16 protein-coding genes are annotated in these 16802 nt (G+C 75.0%); 13 read left to right on the top strand and 3 right to left on the bottom strand.

Annotated elements, in window-relative coordinates; translation table 11 throughout:
• Positions 1 to 111 precede the first annotated feature (111 nt).
• Entirely contained in the window at positions 112 to 1125 is a 1014-nt protein-coding gene (locus ACGFS9_RS07035) for an SEC-C domain-containing protein (protein ID WP_393251312.1), read from the bottom strand.
• Between the two features lie 354 nt (positions 1126 to 1479).
• Between ACGFS9_RS07035 and ACGFS9_RS07040 the strand changes: the two genes are divergently transcribed.
• The 3 genes from ACGFS9_RS07040 (at position 1480) to ACGFS9_RS07050 (ending at position 3662) form a co-directional block, all read left to right on the top strand.
• Positions 1480 to 1785, top strand: a complete 306-nt coding sequence (locus ACGFS9_RS07040; RefSeq protein WP_393251313.1) for a DUF6412 domain-containing protein — start codon at positions 1480 to 1482, stop codon at positions 1783 to 1785.
• 99 nt (positions 1786 to 1884) lie between these two features.
• The gene (locus ACGFS9_RS07045) at positions 1885 to 2655 is read left to right on the top strand and encodes a YidC/Oxa1 family membrane protein insertase (protein WP_393251314.1); all 771 of its coding nucleotides are present in this window, start codon (positions 1885 to 1887) and stop codon (positions 2653 to 2655) included.
• Positions 2656 to 2804: 149 nt separating this feature from the next.
• A complete protein-coding gene (locus ACGFS9_RS07050; RefSeq protein ID WP_393251315.1) occupies positions 2805 to 3662 on the top strand; it encodes a fumarylacetoacetate hydrolase family protein in 858 nt (285 codons plus the stop codon).
• A gap of 427 nt (positions 3663 to 4089) precedes the next feature.
• On the opposite strand, the gene ACGFS9_RS07055 is transcribed toward ACGFS9_RS07050, so the two are convergent.
• Positions 4090 to 4563: a heme-degrading domain-containing protein gene (locus ACGFS9_RS07055; RefSeq protein ID WP_393251316.1), complete on the bottom strand. Its 474-nt coding sequence runs from the start codon at positions 4561 to 4563 to the stop codon at positions 4090 to 4092.
• Entirely contained in the window at positions 4560 to 5645 is a 1086-nt protein-coding gene (locus ACGFS9_RS07060) for a Gfo/Idh/MocA family oxidoreductase (protein WP_393251317.1), read from the bottom strand. Before ACGFS9_RS07060 ends, ACGFS9_RS07055 begins: the two co-directional genes overlap by 4 nt.
• Positions 5646 to 6044: 399 nt before the next feature.
• Between ACGFS9_RS07060 and ACGFS9_RS07065 the strand changes: the two genes are divergently transcribed.
• The 10 genes from ACGFS9_RS07065 to ACGFS9_RS07110 all read left to right on the top strand — a co-directional run bounded on the left by ACGFS9_RS07065 (position 6045) and on the right by ACGFS9_RS07110 (position 16724).
• On the top strand, positions 6045 to 7172 hold the full coding sequence (locus ACGFS9_RS07065; protein WP_393251318.1) for an ROK family protein: 1128 nt from the start codon (positions 6045 to 6047) through the stop codon (positions 7170 to 7172).
• A 288-nt stretch (positions 7173 to 7460) separates the two neighbouring features.
• Positions 7461 to 8324 (top strand): hypothetical protein, encoded by an 864-nt coding sequence (locus ACGFS9_RS07070; protein ID WP_393251319.1) that lies wholly within the window; start codon positions 7461 to 7463, stop codon positions 8322 to 8324.
• Between the two features lie 45 nt (positions 8325 to 8369).
• Positions 8370 to 9128, top strand: a complete 759-nt coding sequence (locus ACGFS9_RS07075) for a GntR family transcriptional regulator (protein WP_393251320.1) — start codon at positions 8370 to 8372, stop codon at positions 9126 to 9128.
• Between the two features lie 143 nt (positions 9129 to 9271).
• Complete coding sequence (locus ACGFS9_RS07080) at positions 9272 to 10396, top strand: TIGR03364 family FAD-dependent oxidoreductase (protein WP_393251321.1); 1125 nt, start codon at positions 9272 to 9274, stop codon at positions 10394 to 10396.
• Positions 10397 to 10401: 5 nt separating this feature from the next.
• A complete protein-coding gene (locus tag ACGFS9_RS07085) occupies positions 10402 to 11127 on the top strand; it encodes a phosphonatase-like hydrolase (RefSeq protein ID WP_393251322.1) in 726 nt (241 codons plus the stop codon).
• Positions 11124 to 12239 (top strand): ABC transporter ATP-binding protein, encoded by a 1116-nt coding sequence (locus ACGFS9_RS07090; RefSeq protein ID WP_393251323.1) that lies wholly within the window; start codon positions 11124 to 11126, stop codon positions 12237 to 12239. The genes ACGFS9_RS07085 and ACGFS9_RS07090 overlap by 4 nt, the downstream gene beginning before the upstream one ends.
• Positions 12232 to 13104: a 2-aminoethylphosphonate ABC transporter permease subunit gene (locus ACGFS9_RS07095; RefSeq protein ID WP_393251324.1), complete on the top strand. Its 873-nt coding sequence runs from the start codon at positions 12232 to 12234 to the stop codon at positions 13102 to 13104. The genes ACGFS9_RS07090 and ACGFS9_RS07095 overlap by 8 nt, the downstream gene beginning before the upstream one ends.
• Positions 13091 to 13888 carry an ABC transporter permease gene (locus ACGFS9_RS07100; RefSeq protein ID WP_393251325.1) on the top strand — a complete coding sequence of 266 codons (798 nt, stop codon included), beginning with the start codon at positions 13091 to 13093 and terminating at the stop codon, positions 13886 to 13888. Before ACGFS9_RS07095 ends, ACGFS9_RS07100 begins: the two co-directional genes overlap by 14 nt.
• A 67-nt stretch (positions 13889 to 13955) precedes the next feature.
• Entirely contained in the window at positions 13956 to 15047 is a 1092-nt protein-coding gene (locus ACGFS9_RS07105; RefSeq protein WP_393251326.1) for a 2-aminoethylphosphonate ABC transporter substrate-binding protein, read from the top strand.
• A 195-nt stretch (positions 15048 to 15242) separates the two neighbouring features.
• Positions 15243 to 16724, top strand: a complete 1482-nt coding sequence (locus tag ACGFS9_RS07110) for an alkaline phosphatase family protein (protein ID WP_393251327.1) — start codon at positions 15243 to 15245, stop codon at positions 16722 to 16724.
• Positions 16725 to 16802 lie beyond the last annotated feature (78 nt).

Genomic DNA, 16802 nt, shown 5'->3' on the forward strand with positions numbered 1-16802 from the left:
ACACACGAGCGTGCTCAGCCGTATTGCAGCCGATGGGGCGCGCAACGCGACCGGCCCCAGTCGTGGAACAGGACGGGGGCCGCGAACACGGGCGAGTGCCTTCCCGGCCGGCTACCCCGCCCCGTGGCACTCCCCGTACGCCTCGCCCGATCCGCACCAGCACCCGGCGCTGCGCTGCGGCGGCCACGCCACCGCCAGGCCGCGGGCCGCCAGTGTCGTCGCGTACTGGGGGAGGAGGGCGGTGTCGGACGGGGACGAGGCTTCGGAGGCGGCGAAGGCCTCGTAGGAGGGGACCGTGGCCGTGACGATGCCGAGGTTGGGGGTGCCCGAGGCGGCGAGCTCGCGCAGCGAGGACTCTATGGTCGCCAGGTGCTCCTCGTGGGTCGGGTACTCCTCGGACAGGTCCGGGTAGGCGGCGACCAGTTCGGCCAGTTCGGCGGCGGACCAGTGCAGGACCGCCACGGGGAAGGGGCGGGACAGGGCCTCGCGGTAGGTGCCCAGTTCCGCCTGGAGGCGGCTGATCTCGGCCTGCAGTTCCGCCGGGTTGTCCGAGCCGAGGGACCAGACGCGCTTGGGGTCGTGGAGTTCGTCCAGGGAGACCGCGGACGAGTGCAGGGTGTCGGCGAGCGCGTCCCACTCGTCGTGCGCCGCGCCCAGCATGCGCCGCACCCGGTGCCGGCCGAACAGCAGCGGACGCGTCGCGTACGGCGGCTCCGCCACGTCCGTCAGCAGCAGCGTCGCCCCCTCGGTGAAGGTGTCCTGCGCCGCTTGCAGTTCGTCGTGGGACTCCAGGGCCTCGGCCACGATGACCCAGGGCGCCGGGTCGCGGGGCGCCGCCGTCCGGACGCCGTCGATGATCGCGCGGGCCTCCGCCTCGTGGCCGTACTCCCACAGGTTCGACGCCTTGAGCGCGCGCACCAGGTGGGGGTTGTCCAGCGGGGCCGCCGAGGACAGCAGGCGGTCGTAGAGCGCGGTCGCGGCCGGACGGTCTCCGGCGAGTTCGAGGTGGGCCGCCGCCTGGACGAGCAGGTGCTCGGCGTCCTCGGGGTACAGGCCGGCGGTCCGCTCCAGGCGTGCCGCTTCGGCGGTGTGGTCGACGTTCTCGGCGGGCGTGTCGGGGCGCATGGAGGACACCGTACTGCCGTTGACCGACAAAGAAGAGAGAGGTGCTGGCCACAGCGGCGGGAGTCACCGGGGGCATATGCGGGAGGGCGGGAAGGCCCGCGGCCCGCGCCGGACGCCGCCGGCGCGCCTCGTCCGCGCCACCCGCGCCGCCCCCGTCGCACCGTCCCGGTCGCGGATGTCGTCCCCCGTGACGCCGTCCCCGTCGCGCCACCCCCGTCGCGCCGACGCCGTCTCCCGTCGTACCGGTGAGCGGGCGTGGGCCGGTGGCGGGCATCCTGTATAACGAAAGCGAGGACCCGCACGCGTGCCACGGACCGCCGTGCGCGCCGCGGACGAGAGGAGGGGCAGCCGGTGATGCGCACGCTCTTCCCTGCCCGTCCCGCCGCCGTGCTGGTGTTCCTGCTGCTTCCGATCGCCCTGCTCGACACGGGCAGCCTCTCCGCCACCGTCGCGCTCGCCGCGACCGCCGCGGCCGGTTCCGCCTTCGCGGCCTGCTCGCTCCTCGCGTCGCGCTGCGCGTCCGCCGTGCCGCCCACCCGGGTCCGCACCGCCATCCGCGACCGCGCCCGTCGGACGGCCTTCCTGGCCCAGCGCGACCCGGACGCCAAGGGGCGCCCGCGGCCCAGGGCGCCCGGACCCGCCCTCCCGACGGCCGCGTAGGGCACCCCTCGTCATCTGCTCCACCCCCGGTGACCCCGCGTGGTCCGTCCTGCCGCTTTCCTTACTCCCGGCACGACGAGACCCCCGGAGGGCTCCTTCATGTCCACGTTCCTGTCCGCGTTCGCGCACCTGGTCGAGAACCTCGCCGACCAGCTCCAGCCGCTGTTCCACGCCTCGGCCGCCGCCGTCGCGATCGTCCTGTTCACCGCACTCGTGCGCCTCCTCGTGCACCCGCTGTCGCGGGCTTCGGCGCGCGGGCAGCGGGCGCGCGCCGCGCTCCAGCCGCGCGTCACCGAACTGCGGGCGAAGCACGGCAAGGACCGGGAGGGGTTCCAGAAGGCGCTGATGGAACTGCACGCCGAGGAGAAGGTCTCGCCGCTCTCCGGCTGCCTGCCCGGCCTGCTCCAGATGCCGGCCTTCTTCCTGCTCTACCACCTGTTCTCCAGCGCGACGATCGGCGGCGACGCGAACGCCCTGCTCGGGCACACCCTGTTCGGCGCGCCCCTCGGCGGACGCTGGGCGGGCGCACTCGCCGACGGCGGGGTCTTCGGGGCCGCCGGTCTCGTCTACCTGGGCCTGTTCGCCGTGGTCGCGGCCGTCGCCGCCTTCACCGTCCGGCGGACCCGGCGGACGAGCGCCGCCGCGGCGGCTCAGCCGGCCGCGGGCCCCGGCGGGGAGCCCGTTCCCGGCCTCGCGTCGATCGGCAGGCTGATGCCGTTCCTGTCCTTCTTCACGCTCGTCACCGTGGCCGTGGTGCCGCTGGCCGCCGCGCTCTACGTGGTGACCAGTACGACGTGGACCGCGGTGGAGCGGGCGGTGCTCTACCGGGACATGCCGGGGGCCGCTCCCGGCGCGCCCGCCCTCGTCTGAACCGCCGTCCGCACCAGGCGCCGCGGTCCGGCAGCGGTCCAGTCCGTGAACGGGGTCTTGCGGAGTGGACGGGTGGATTGGAGGATCGACCAGCCCTTCCGACGGCCGCATCCGTCGGGCGGCGCCCACGTTCGAGGAAGACGGTGATCATGAAGCTGCTGCGAGTCGGTACGGCGGGGTCGGAGCGGCCCGCGCTGCTCGACGCCCGGGGCACGCTGCGGGACCTGTCGGGGCTCGTGCCCGACATCGACGGGGGACTGCTCGCGGACGAGGCCGCGCTGGGCCGGATCCGTTCGGCCGCGGCCTCCGGCGAGCTGCCCGTCCTGGATGCGGCCGGGCTGCGCGTCGGACCGCCCGTCGCGCGGATCGGCAAGGTCGTGTGCATCGGGCTGAACTACCACGACCACGCCCGGGAGACCGGGGCGGAGCCGCCCGCCGAGCCGGTCGTGTTCCTGAAGGCGCCGGACACCGTGGTCGGCCCGGACGACACGGTGCTCGTGCCGCGCGGGTCGGTGAAGACCGACTGGGAGGTCGAGCTGGCCGTCGTCATCGGCCGTACGGCCCGCTACCTGGAGTCCGACGAGGAGGCCCTCGCGCACGTCGCCGGGTACGCGGTGGCGCACGACGTCTCCGAGCGCGAGTACCAGATCGAGCGCGGCGGCACCTGGGACAAGGGAAAGAACTGCGAGACGTTCAACCCGCTCGGGCCGTGGCTGGTGACCGCCGACGAGATCCCGGACCCCCAGTCCCTGTCGCTGCGGCTGTGGGTGAACGGCACGCTGAGGCAGGACGGGAGCACCGCGGAGCAGATCTTTCCGGTGGCCGAGGTCGTCCGGTACGTCAGCCGGTTCATGACGCTGTACCCCGGTGACGTCATCAACACCGGCACCCCGGCGGGGGTCGCCATGGGCCGGCCCGAGCCGAAGCCGTACCTGCGGGCCGGGGACGTCGTGGAGCTGGAGATCCCCGGGCTGGGAAGGCAGCGGCAGGAACTCGTCGGCGCGTAGGGCGTGTTGGGCGCCCCCCGGCGGGTCCGTCCGGGGGCGTCCCCGCTCCCGTCGCGGGCGCGGTGTGGTGGGGTGAGCCGTTCCCCGTGGCTCGGGCCGGGCCCGGTGTCCGCTCCCTGACCCGGGTGCGCCGGGCCGGCTGTTCGGCGTGGAGTTGGAGGGGGCAGCGGCAGGAACTCGTCGGCGCGTAGGGCGTGTTGGGCGCCCCACCCGGGCGGGTCCGCCCGGGTGGTGCCCCCGCTCCCGTCGCGGGCGCGGTGTGGTGGGGTGAGCCGTTCCCCGTGGCTCGGGCCGGGCCGGGCGTCCGCTCCCCGCCCAGGGTGCGCCGGGCCGCCCGACCGGGGCGGCCGTGTCCCCGCCCACCGCGCTCGCGTCGTACGGGCGTCCGCCGTTCCCCGCGCCGCCGGGGCGCGGGGAACACGGCCCGTCACACCGCTAGGAACCGCTCCAACGCCTCCACGACGAGGAGGTGGTCCTCGACCTGGGGGAGGCCGGAGACGACCACCGTGCCGATGACGCCCGCGTCCCGCACGGTGATCGGGAACGCCCCGCCGTGGGCGGCGTGGGTGCCGGGGTCGAGACGCGAGGAGTCCTCGAAGGTCGTGCCCTTCGCCCGGAAGCGTGAGCCGACCAGGAGCGAGGAGCAGCCGTAGTGCTCGACGACGCGGCGCTTGCGGTCGATCCAGGCGTCGTTGTCCGGGGTGGAGCCGGGCAGCGCGGCGTGGAACACCTGCTGGGCCCCGCGGCGGACGTCGACGGCGACCGGCGCGCCGCGCTCCCGGGCCAAGCCGACCAGGAGCGTGCCGAGGGCCCAGGCGTCGTCGTGGGTGAAGCGGGGGAACGTCAGCCGCCGCTCCTGCTCCTCCAGTTCGGCGATGTCCGGTGCGGCGGGCGCGGTCACAGCGACACCACCGCACCCTCGCGCGCGGAGCGCCGCGCCGCCTCCAGGACGTCGAGCGCGGCGGCGGCCTCGTGCGCGGTCACCGGATTCGGCGCGCCCTCGCGCAGTGCGGCGGCCACGGCCGCGTAGTACGCCGGGTAGGCGCCGGCGGCGGTGGGCCGCGGTACGCCGCCGCCGGTCAGCGGGGACTCGCCGGAGCCGACGCGGCCCCACAGCTCCTCCGGTTCGACACCCCACGGGGACGAGCCGTCCGGACGGCGGCCCTCCCGCAGGGCGGCCTCCTGCGGGTCGAGCCCGTGCTTGACGTAGCCCGCCCGCGAGCCGAGGACGCGGAAGCGCGGGCCGAGTTGGGACGTCGTCGCCGAGACGTGGAGGTGGGAGCGGACGCCGCTCGTGTGGGTGATCGCGATGAACGTGTCGTCGTCGGTCGCCGCACCGGGGCGGCGGATGTCGGTTTCCGCGTAGACGGCCGCGGCGGGGCCGAACAGGACGAGGGCCTGGTCGACGACGTGACTGCCGAGGTCGTAGAGGAGCCCTCCGATCTCCGCCGGGTCGCCGGACTCGCGCCAGCCGCCCTTCAGCTGCGGGCGCCACCGCTCGAACCGCGACTCGAAGCGGTAGACGTCGCCCAGCGCCCCCTCGGCGAGGAGTTCCCGCAGGGTGAGGAAGTCGTTGTCCCAGCGCCGGTTCTGGAAGACGGAGAGCAGCAGGCCCCGCTCGTCGGCGAGGGCGGCCAGCTCCCGTGCCTGCTCCGCCGTGCCGGCGACGGGCTTGTCGACGACGACCGGCAGGCCGGCCCGCAGGGCGGCGGTCGCGAGCGGCACGTGCGTCTTGTTCGGCGACGCGATGACGATCAGGTCGAGTTCGCCGGCGTGCGCCCACAGCTCGTCGGGGGTGGCGGCGAACCGCAGGGAGTCGCCGAACTCGGCGCGGGCCGCCCGGCGCCGCTCCGGGCTGGAGGTGACGACGGTGTCGAGGGTCAGGCCCTCGGTCGCGGCGATCAGCGGGGCGTGGAAGACGGAGCCCGCGAGGCCGTAGCCGACGAGACCCGCGCGCAGGGGCGTACCAGTCATGCCTGTCATGCGCCCCACTTTCGCAACGCTGTTGCCAAAGTGCAAGCGCGGGAGACAATGGGCCGCGTGAACAGGACGGGTGAGAGCGGGAGCGGCACGACCGGGGCGCCGGGGGGCAGCGGAGGCGCCGCGGGCCGGGGAGCCGCCGCGGGAGCGGCCGGCCCGGCGGGGGATGCCGCGCGGGGCGCGCCGGGCCCGGGCGCGGCGGTGGGGGCGGAGCGGCCCGGCGGGGGAGAGGGCGCCCGGGCCGCCGGGAACAGGACGGCGGCCCGGGGCACCGAGGCCGGCGGCGGTGCCGGGGGCCGCGCGGAGGGCCGGGGCGCCCCGGTGGGTGCGGGCGGTGCGGTCCCCGGGGGCGCCGGACCGGTCGGGTCCGCGCGGACGTCGGGGCCGGCCGGTCCCCCGGGCGTGCCCGGGGCCGCGGCGGCCGTCGGCGCGGGCGGGGGCGCCGGGGTGAACCTGCCGGCCCTGCGCAGCCACAACGCAGCCCTGGTGCTGGACCTGCTGCGCACGGCCGGGCCGTCGGGGATCAGCCGGCTCGAACTCGCCGAGCGGACGGGGCTGACCCCGCAGGCCGTCAGCAAGATCACCGCGCGGCTGCGGGCCGAGGGGGCGGCGGCGGAGGCCGGCCGGCGCGCCTCGACGGGCGGCAAGCCCCGGACGGTGCTGCGGCTCGTGCCGGAGGCCGCGCACGCCGTCGGCCTGCACCTGGACCGGGACGAACTGACCGCGGTGCTCTGCGACCTCTCCGGTGAGGTGGTGGCCGAGCGGCGCGCCCCGCTGGGTCTCGGCGCCGGGGCGCAGGCGCTGGTCGCGGGGGCCGCCGAGGCGGTCGGGGCGGTGCTGGGCGGGGTGCGCCCGCTCGGCGTGGGGGTCGCGCTGCCGGGGCCGCTCGACCACGCGCGCGGCGTGCTGCACCGGGTGACCGGCTTCCCCGCGTGGGACGGTTTCGCCCTGCGCGACGCGCTCGCCGGGCGGCTCGGACTGCCGGTGGTGGTCGACAAGGACACCAACGCGGCGGCGCTCGCGGTCGCGGTGACCGCGGGGTCCGGGGCCGGCCCGGCGGCCGGCGCCTCCTTCGCCTACCTGCACCTGGGCACGGGGCTCGGCGCGGGTCTGGTGATCGGCGGGACGGTGCACCGCGGCGTGCGCACCGGGGCCGGCGAGTTCGGGCATCAGGTCATCCAGCTGGACGGGCCGCCGTGCGCGTGCGGCGACCGGGGGTGCATCGAGGCCCTGTGCCTGGCCGCGGTGGGCCGGGGCGCGCCCGCGGAGGCGGCCCGGGTGCTCGGCGCGGGCGCGGCCAACCTGGTCGGCCTGCTCGACATCGACCTCGTCCTGCTCGGCGGGCGCACGGTCGCCGCCCACGAGGAGACCTTCGTCCGGGGCGTCGGCGCGGTCCTCGCGGAGCGGGCCCGGCGGGAGGGGGCCGGGGCGGCCGTCCCGGTCCGGATCGCTCCCGGCGGGGCGCGGGGCGTGGCGGAGGGGGCGGCCCACCTGCTGCTGGCCCCGCTGTTCGGGCGCGGGGACGGCTGATCGGCCCGGGCTGATCGGACCGGCCGCCGGGACGGACGGCCGCGTCCGCCCGGCCGGAGGGCGCGGGGCGGTGCGGGCGCGGGAGGCCGGCGCCGACCGGGGCGGCCCGGCGCGCGGTGCCGTCCGGCCGGACGGGGGGATCGCCGGGGCCGAACGGGGGGCCGGCCCGCGTGGCGTACCGGGGGAGGCCCGGGGCGCGCGTCAGGGTGGCGGCGGCATTGCCCCGTACCGCCTGACGCCTTCCACGGCTCCCGATCCCCGTCCCCCACCGATCGGCCAGAGGCTCCCATGCGACTGCGTACGTCCCGACCGTCCGTTCCGGCCGCCGCCCTGCTCGGTCCGGCCGCCCTCGCCCTGTGCGCGGGGTTCGCCCCGACGCCCGCCCACGCGGCGCGGCCGGCTCCGGACTGTGTGGCGTCCGGCATCCACGACTTCCCGGTCAGGAGCCGTATCCACGGCGGCCCGGACGACTACCGGCCCGGGGGCGGCTTCGGCACCTGGTACCTCGACCTGACCAACACCACGGCGCACGCCTGCGGGGCCATCCACCCGGTCGTCGTCCTCACGGACACCGCGCGGACACTGCGCCCGGAGCAGCTGCGGATGGAGTTCGTCGCGGGCGGGCGGACGCACCCGGTGCGCTTCGAGCGCAGTGACGAGGCCGAGAACGTGGCGCCCTTCGACGACGGGTTCCCCGGCTTCACCCTGGAGCCGGGCCGCACCCTGACGGTGACGGTACGGCTCGCGCTCGCCTCGGCCGCGACCGCTCCCAACGACGTCGTCGTGAACGCGGCGGTGGTGCAGCGGCACGGCGATGACGGCGACTGGGTGGGGGAGTCGGACGACTACCGCTTCCACGTCGGCGACGACGGCCCGGGCACCGGCCGCGAGGAGACGCCGGACGAGGACGGCACGCCGGAGCCCGCCGCCACCGCCGGGGCGGGCACCGCCGCCGCGAGTCCCGGCCCGGGCACCGCGAGCCCCGGCGCCTCCGCGGACGCGGACACGGCACTGCCGTCCCTGGAGGAGCTGGCGCGGACCGGAGGCGCGGTGTCGAACCGCCCCGTCCTGGCCGCGCTGGCGGTCGCCCTGACCGTCGTGGGGACCGGGCTGCTGGTCCTGGCGCGGAGGTCGCGCGCCCGGCGGCGCTGACACCTGGCGGCCGCGCGGCCCGTGCCGTCTGCGACGATCGTGCCCGTGGACTACCCGAACGACCAGGCTCCCGGCGCCCCCGTCCGCTCCGGCATCCCGGAGCACGGCCGCGTTCCTAAGTACTACGCGGTCAAGGCGCACATCGCCCGGCTCGTCGAGGAACTGGGCGAAGGAGGGCCGCTGCCCACCGAGCGGGACCTGTCGGAGCGCTACGAGGTCGCCCGGGAGACCGTGCGGCAGGCGCTGCGCGAGCTGCTGCTCGAAGGGAAGCTGCGGCGGCGGGGCCGCGGCACGGTCGTCGCCGGGCCCAAGCTGGAGCAGCCGCTGTCGCTGGCCAGTTACACCGAGGGCGTGCGCCGGCAGGGGCGGGTCCCGGGGCGTTCGCTGATCTCGCTCGACCGGTTCCCGTGCCCGCAGCCGCTCGCCGCCGAGACGGGGCTGGAGCGCGGCGAACCGGTCTGGCACATGGAGCGGGTGCTGCTCGCCGACGACGAACGGGTCGGCCTGGAGAGCACCTACGTGGCGGTGCGCCGGGTCCCCGGGCTGGACCGCGACTTCGATCCCGACTCCTCCTTCTACGCCTACCTGCGCGACCGTCTCGGCATCGCGTTCGGCGACGCCGACGAACGGATCGAGACGGTGCTGGCCACCCCGCGCGAGGCACTGCTGATCGGCACGCCGCCCGCCCTGCCGATGCTGCTCATCCACCGGATCTCCCGGGACACCGGCGGACGGCCGCTGGAGCGGGTGCGGACGCTGTACCGGGGGGACCGGTTCTCGTTCACCGCCCACCTGGGAGACTGATTCCGGCCAGACCGAGGCGAGCTGCGGCTCGCCTCCTTTAATCACGGGTAGATAACGGGTCTAGCCCAAACGTGATAGGCAGTTCACCATCCGGTTGCCGGCCGGACCCTTCCGATTCCCCCGTACCGAGGAGCGTGACCGCTGTGAGAGTGATAATCGTCGGAGCCGGCGTGGTGGGCACCCTGCACGCCTGGCACGCAAGGGAACGCGGCCACGAGGTCGTACAGATCGAGCGCGAGGCGGAGGCCCGCGGGGCCTCACTGCGCAATTTCGGCCAGATCTGGGTGAGTGGCCGAGCCGGTGGAGAGGAGCTCGACACCGCCCTGCGGGCCCGCGAGCTGTGGGAGGGGATCGGCGCCCGGGTGCCCGGACTCGGCTTCCGCGGCTGCGGATCACTGACCCCGCTGCGCACCCGGCGCGAGATCGCCGTCGCCGAGGCCGCCCTGGCCCGCGACGACGCGTCGGCCCGCGGCTACCGGCTGCTCACCGCCGGGCAGGCGCGTGCCCTGAACCCCGCCCTGCGCGGCGCCTTCGAGGCCGCGCTGTACTGCGAGCGCGACGGAGCCGTCGAGCCGCGCACCGCCCAGGTCGCGCTGCGCGCCGAACTCCTGAAGTCCCCGGACTACACCTTCCTGCCGGGCCGCGAGGTCCGCGAGGTGATCGGCGAGCGGGCCGTCCGCGACGACCACGGCGACGTCCACACCGGCGACGCCGTGGTGCTGTGCACCGGCGCCTGGCTCGGCGGACTCGTCCGCGAGCTGGCCGGCCCCGAACTGCCCGTGCGCCGCGTCCGGTTGCAGATGATGCAGACCGCCCCGCTGGGCGAGGCGCTCACCACCTCCGTCGCCGACGCGGACAGCTTCCGCTACTACCCCGCCTACCGCGGCGCGGCGCTCGACGCGCTCGACTCCGGCCAGCCGCAGGCGCCGACCGCCGCCGAGCACCGGATGCAGCTGCTCATGGTGCAGCGCGCGGACGGCGGGCTGACCATCGGCGACACCCACGAGTACGAGCACCCCTTCGCCTTCGACACCCTCGAAGACCCCTACGACCACCTCACCGAGGTCGTCGAGTCCTTCCTCGGGCGCCCGCTGCCGAGTATCCGGCGCCGCTGGGCCGGGGTGTACGCGCAGTGCACCGACCCCGGACGGGTCGTGCACCGCGAGCGGGTGAGGGACGGGGTGTGGCTGGTCACCGGGCCCGGTGGGCGCGGCATGACCTGCGCACCCGCGATCGCAGAGACCACCGCCGACGAGCTGGGATGGTGAACGAGATGACCGAGCCGGACGAACCGAACGACATCCGCCTGGTGGTGCTCGACATGGCCGGTACCACCGTCGCCGACGGCGGCCTCGTGGAGCAGGCCTTCGCCGCGGCCGCCGGGGAACTGGGCGTCGAGCCCGGGTCCGCGGACCACGCGCGGAAGCTCGACTACGTCCGCGCCACGATGGGCGAGTCCAAGATCTCCGTCTTCCGGCACCTGTTCGGCGAGGAGGCCCTCGCCCGGCGGGCCAACGCCGCCTTCGAGAAGGCGTACGGGGAACGCGTCGACGGCGGCGCCGTCGCGCCGGTCCCCGGGGCCCGCGAGACGATCGAGGAACTCCGGGCCGGCGGCCGGACCGTCGTCCTGAGCACCGGGTTCGCCCGCGTCACCCAGGACGCCATCCTCGCGGCCCTCGGCTGGCAGGACCTCGTGCCGCTCACGCTGTGCCCGGCGGACGCCGGCGGCCGTGGCCGCCCCTACCCCGACATGGTCCTGGAGGCGTTCCTGCGCACCAAGGCCGCCGACGGGGTCCGGCAGACCGCCGTCCTCGGCGACACCTCCTACGACATGCTCAGCGGCGTCCGCGCCGGCGCCGGACTCGTCGCCGGTGTCCTCACCGGTGCCCACGACGAGGACGCGCTGCGTGCCGCCGGGGCCGGCCACGTCCTCGCCTCGGTGGCCGAACTCCCGGCCCTGCTGCGCGAGTTCACCGGACCGGGCGGAGCCGGTCGATGAGCAGCGGGATCCGCTTCGACCGGGTGTCCGTCGCCTACGGCGGCACCACGGTCCTCGACTCCCTCGACCTGAGCGTCGGGCCCGGCGAGGTGATGGCCCTGCTCGGGCCGTCCGGCTCGGGCAAGACCACCGCGCTGCGGGCCGTCGCCGGGTTCGTCCGGCCCGCCGCCGGGCGGGTGTTCATCGGCGATCGCGACGTCACCGACCTGCCGCCGCACCGGCGCGGGATCGGCATGGTCGTCCAGCAGTACGCCCTCTTCCCGCACCTGCGCGTCGAGGACAACGTCGCCTTCGGGCTCAAGGCGCGAAAGGCCCCCAGGGCGGAGATCCGCGGGCGGGTGGCCGAGGCGCTGGAGATGACCGGGATGGCGGCGTACGCGCGGCGCCACCCGCGCGAGCTGTCCGGCGGGCAGCAGCAGCGCGTCGCCATCGCGCGGGCGCTCGCCATCCGGCCCGGCGTCCTCCTGCTGGACGAGCCGCTGTCCGCCCTCGACGCCCGGCTCCGCTCCGGGATGCTCGCCGAACTCGCCCGACTGCACCGCGAGTTGCCCGACGTGTCGATCCTCTACGTCACCCACGACCAGGTCGAGGCACTGACCCTGGCCGACCGGATCGCCGTCATGGACAAGGCCCGGCTCCAGGACGTCGGCACGCCCCGGGAGCTGTACCGGGCGCCGCGCACCGAGTTCACCGCGTCGTTCGTCGGCAACGCCAATCTGCTGCCGGTGACGGTGGGTTCGGACGGGGTCGACTTCTGCGGAACCGAACTCGCCGTGGCGACCGGGGACGCCGCCCGGGGCGCTGCGGCCACGCTGTGCGTCCGCCCGCACCTCGTCGGGCTCGGCGCCGGGCCGAACGCCCTGACCGGGGCGGTCGCGGAGGTGCAGTGGCGGGGGTCCACCCACCGGCTGTACGTCGACGTGGGGGGCCACCGGATCACGGCTGACCTGCGGGAACTGCGGCGGCCGCCCGCCCTCGGGGACACGGTCACCCTGCATTTCGCGCCCGAGGACGCGGTCCTGCTCGCCGCCGGCCTCACGCCCGAACGGGCGGCTCCCGTCACCGTCGGGCAGACCGCCGGAGCGGGCGGAGGGGTGAGCCGGGATGGCTAGCGCAGCAGTTGCCGCCCCGGCGAAGGCCGTGCCCCGGGCCGGGAGGGCGATCCCCTCCTGGGTCTGGGCCCTGCCTCCCGTGGCCGTGCTCGGGCTGGTGTTCCTCTATCCGCTCGGGCTGGTCGTCCGGCAGTCGTTCCGGCCCGACACCGGCGGGACCTCGGCGGCGGCCTACGGGGACGTGTTCGGCTCCGCCGCGTTCCGGGAGGCGCTCGGCACCACGGTGTGGCTGGCGGTCGGGTCCACGATCGGCTGCCTGGTCCTCGGGTTCGTCCTCGCCCTGGTCATCGCCTTCGTGCCGTTCCCCGGCGGCAGGGCGGTCGCCCGGTTCGTCGACGTCTTCCTGTCCTTCCCGTCCTTCCTGATCACGCTCGCGCTGCTGTTCGTCTACGGCACCGCCGGCATGGCCAACGGGCTGTGGACCGGCGCCACCGGAGCGGCCGAGGGCCCCTTCCGGTTCCTCACCACACCCTGGGGGGTGCTCCTCGCGGAGATCACCTACTTCACCCCGTTCGTGATGCGGCCGCTGCTCGCCGCCTTCTCCGGCATCGACACCGCGCAGCTGGAGGTCGCGTCCTCGCTCGGAGCACGGCCCGCGCGGATCGTGCGGCAGGTCGTCCTGCCCGAGGCGCTGCCCGCGCTCGCCGCCGGCGGCAGCCTGGTCCTGGTGCTGTGCCTGAACGAGTTCGGCATCGTCCTGTTCACCGGGGCGAAGGGGGTCACCACCCTGCCGATGCTCGTCTACGGCAAGGCGATCCTGGAGTCCGACTATCCGGGAGCCTGCGTCGTCGCCGTCGTCAACATCCTGATCTCCGTCGGTCTGTACGGCCTCTACCGGGTGGTGAGCCGCCGTGCTGGTGCATAGCCGCAAGGGGAAGTGGGCCACCTGGACCGTCTTCTTCGTCCTCTTCCTGCCCCTGTTCGCCCTGCCCCTGCTCGTCGTCCTCGCCGCGTCGTTCGCCACGAACTGGTCGAGCGCGCTCCCGTCCGGATTCACCACCGGGCACTACACCGCCGCCACCCGCGGCGCATCCCTCCAGGCCCTCACCACCAGCCTGGTCACCGCCCTCACCGCGAGCGTCCTCGCGCTGGTCGTGGGCACCTGGGCGGCGCTCGCCGGGCACGCCCTGAACAAACGCGGCAAGCGGCTGCTGGACGCGCTGTTCATGCTGCCGGTCGCGGTGCCCTCCGTCGTCGTCGGGCTCGCGATCCTGGTCGCCTTCTCCCGGCCCCCGGTGCTGCTCAACGGCACCCCGTGGATCGTCGTCCTCGCGCACGCCGTCCTCGTCACGGCGTTCGCCCACCAGTCGGTGTCGGCCGCCGTCCAGCGTCTCGACCCGGCGTACGAACAGGCCGCCGCCTCCCTCGGAGCCCGGCCCTCCACCGTGCTGTGGCGGGTGCGGCTGCCGCTGCTGCTGCCCTCGCTCACCGCCGCCGCGGGACTCTGCTTCGCCCTGTCCATGGGCGAGCTGAGCGCCACGATGATGCTCTACCCGCCCGACTGGACCCCGCTTCCCGTACGGATCTACGCCACCACCGACCGCGGCTCGCTGTTCACCGGCTCCGCCCTCGCCGTGGTCCTCATGACGGCGACCGTGCTCGTGCTGTTCGCCGTCTCCCGGATCCGCACCAGGGCCTCCTACCGCTGACGCGCTGCTCCGGCCCCACCGCCGGACACCTCCGAAAGCCCCATCCACGCAAGGAGTTCACCTCGCCATGCCCGGAATCACCCGCTCGCCCCGCCTCACCCCGCTCGCCGCCGTGACCGGCAGCCTCGTCCTCGCCGGCTCCCTCACCGCGTGCGGCGGCGACTCCGCCGCCTCCGACGCCGAGGTCGTCACCGTGTACAGCGCGGACGGCCTCAAGGGCGAGAACGGCGACGGCTGGTACGACCAGGTCTTCGAGGACTTCGAGAAGAAGACCGGCATCACGGTCCGTTACGTCGAGGGAGGCTCGGGCGAGATGGTCCAGCGGGCCGTCCGGGAGAAGAGCAACCCGCAGGCCGACGTCCTCGTCACCCTCCCGCCGTTCATCCAGCAGGCCGACGGCAAGGGGCTGCTGCAGAAGTACGCCCCCGCCGGCTCCGACCGGGTCGACGGCGCCGACAAGGCCGCCGACGCCACCTGGACCTCCGTCGTCAACAACTACTTCGGGTTCGTCTACAACAAGAAGGAGCTGAAGAAGGCGCCCACCACCTGGGACGAACTGCTCGGCGGCTCGTACAGGAACAAGCTCCAGTACTCCACCCCCGGTGTCGCCGGCGACGGAACCGCCGTGCTCATCAAGGCGATCCACGACTTCGGCGGCAAGGACGCGGCGCTCGCCTACCTGAAGAAGCTCCAGTCCAACAACGTCGGCCCGTCCGCCTCCACCGGCAAGCTGGCCCCCAAGGTGGACAAGGGCGAACTGCTGGTCGCCAACGGCGACGTGCAGATGAACTACGCGCAGTCCAAGGACATGCCGAACCTCGGCCTCTGGTTCCCGCAGGCCACCGACAAGGCCGGCGACGCGGCCGGCAAGCCCACCACCTTCGCGCTCCCGTACGCCGCCGGCCTCGTCACCAAGGCCCCGCACACCGCGAACGGCAGGAAGCTCCTCGACTTCATGCTGTCCGCCACGGCCCAGCGGCAGGTCAGCGAGATCGGCGGCGGCTTCTCCGCGCGCTCCGACGTCAAGGCCACCGACGCCAACGCCATCGCGCTGACCAGGCTCATGGACGGCGTCGAGGTCTTCGAGCCCGACTGGGCGGACATCGACAAGAACCTCACCGCGTACGTCGAGGACTGGAAGACCGTCACCGGCAGCTGAACGACCGGCAGCCGAACCATCACCGGCCGATCCGAGCCCGCCCCCAGGGCCGGCGGCCCCCGCACATCCCCCTCCCGCGCCGCCCCCGGACCCGGACCGCCGGGGGCGTCACCGTGCCCCACGCGCCTCACCCCGCTGTCCCATCCGTGCTCCACACCCTCGTCCCCCCTTCCGGAGGATCACGTGTCGTCACGCATGTCCCGTCGCTCCCTGCTGGCCTCCGCGGCCGGCCTCGCCCTCGCCGCCGGACCGCTCGCGTCCGTCGCCCGTGCCGCCGCCAAGACCCCCAAGGTCCTCGTCATCGGCCTCGACGGCACCCTGCTCGACCGCGTCAAGGACGCCGACGCCCCCCACCTCGACGCCCTGATGGCCGCGGGCCTCACCGCGCCCAGCAGCATCTACGCCAACCCCCTCGCGCCCACCCTCTCCGGCCCGGGCTGGTCCACCCTCATCACCGGCGTCTGGCCCGACAAGCACAACGTGAAGGACAACACCTTCACCGGCCAGAGGTTCGCGCGGTACCCGGACTTCCTCACCCGGATCGAGACCGCCAGGCCGTCCCTGTCCACCTACGCCGTCTCCTCCTGGGCGCCCCTGACGGACACCGTCTTCTCCGCCGAGGTCGACACCCGGGTGTCGACCCCGAGCGCCGAGTACGACGCCGGCACGACCTCGCGCGCCGTCGCCCGGCTCCGCACCGCCGACCCCGACGCGATGTTCGTCCAGCTCGACAACGTCGACCACGCGGGCCACAGCCACGGCGCCGCGAGCCGGGAGTACCTGGACGCCATCCACGGCGTGGACACCCAGGTCGGGCAGATCGTCGCCGCCGTCAAGGCCCGGGCCACGTACGCCTCCGAGGACTGGCTGATCATGGTCACCGCCGACCACGGGCACACCGACGCGGGCGGCCACGGCGGGTCGAGCTGGCCCGAACGGCAGACCTTCATGATCGCGACCGGCCCGACCCTGGCCGCCGGTTCGGTGCGCCACGACGTCAAGATGCCGGACATCGCCGCCTCCGCGCTCGCCCACCTCGGCATCGCCATCGACCCCGCCTGGGGCCTGGACGGACGGCCCGTCCAGCAGCCCGCCCCGGACGACTTCGACGCGCTGCGCCCGCTGCTCGCCACCCGCGTCGACGAGACCGGCATCGGCGCGGGCGTGCTCGGCTTCACCCACACCCCGCCGAGCGGCTGGTCCGTCGACAACTCCGCCATGGGCACCGGCGGTGTCACCGAGTGGCGCGGCTGGTCCTTCACCACGGACGAGTTCTGGACCAAGGCGCAGGCGGACCAGAGCCGTGAGGGCAATGTGCGCGCCCGCGACGTGTTCGCGGTCGCCGACGGGGACGAGTGGCAGGACAAGGGCTTCTCGGGCACCTTCGACTCCACCCTCGTCAGCCCCGCCTACCCGGTCACCCCGGGCGCCCCCGCCACCCTCACCTACACCACCTACTACCGCCAGGAGCCGCCGCAGAAGGGCGAGGTCCTCGTCTCCTACGACGGCGCGGCGCCGGTCGGCGTGAAGACGTACACCGCCGACACCTCCTCCCGGGTGGAGAAGGTGACCCTCCAGGTCCCCGCCGGGGCGCGGACCGCCCGGATCCGGTTCCGCTACACCGGCGGGAACAACTGGTACTGGGTGATCGACGGCGTCTCCGTCACGGCCGGCTGACCCGGGCGGTGTGGTCCCGGCCGGGCCCGGGACCACACCGCCCCGGCACTAGGCTGGGGCCGTCGGCACAGCGTCGTT

Origin of the sequence: Streptomyces sp. NPDC048566 (genome assembly GCF_043199735.1) — a bacterium.
Taxonomy (GTDB): Bacteria; Actinomycetota; Actinomycetes; order Streptomycetales; family Streptomycetaceae; genus Streptomyces.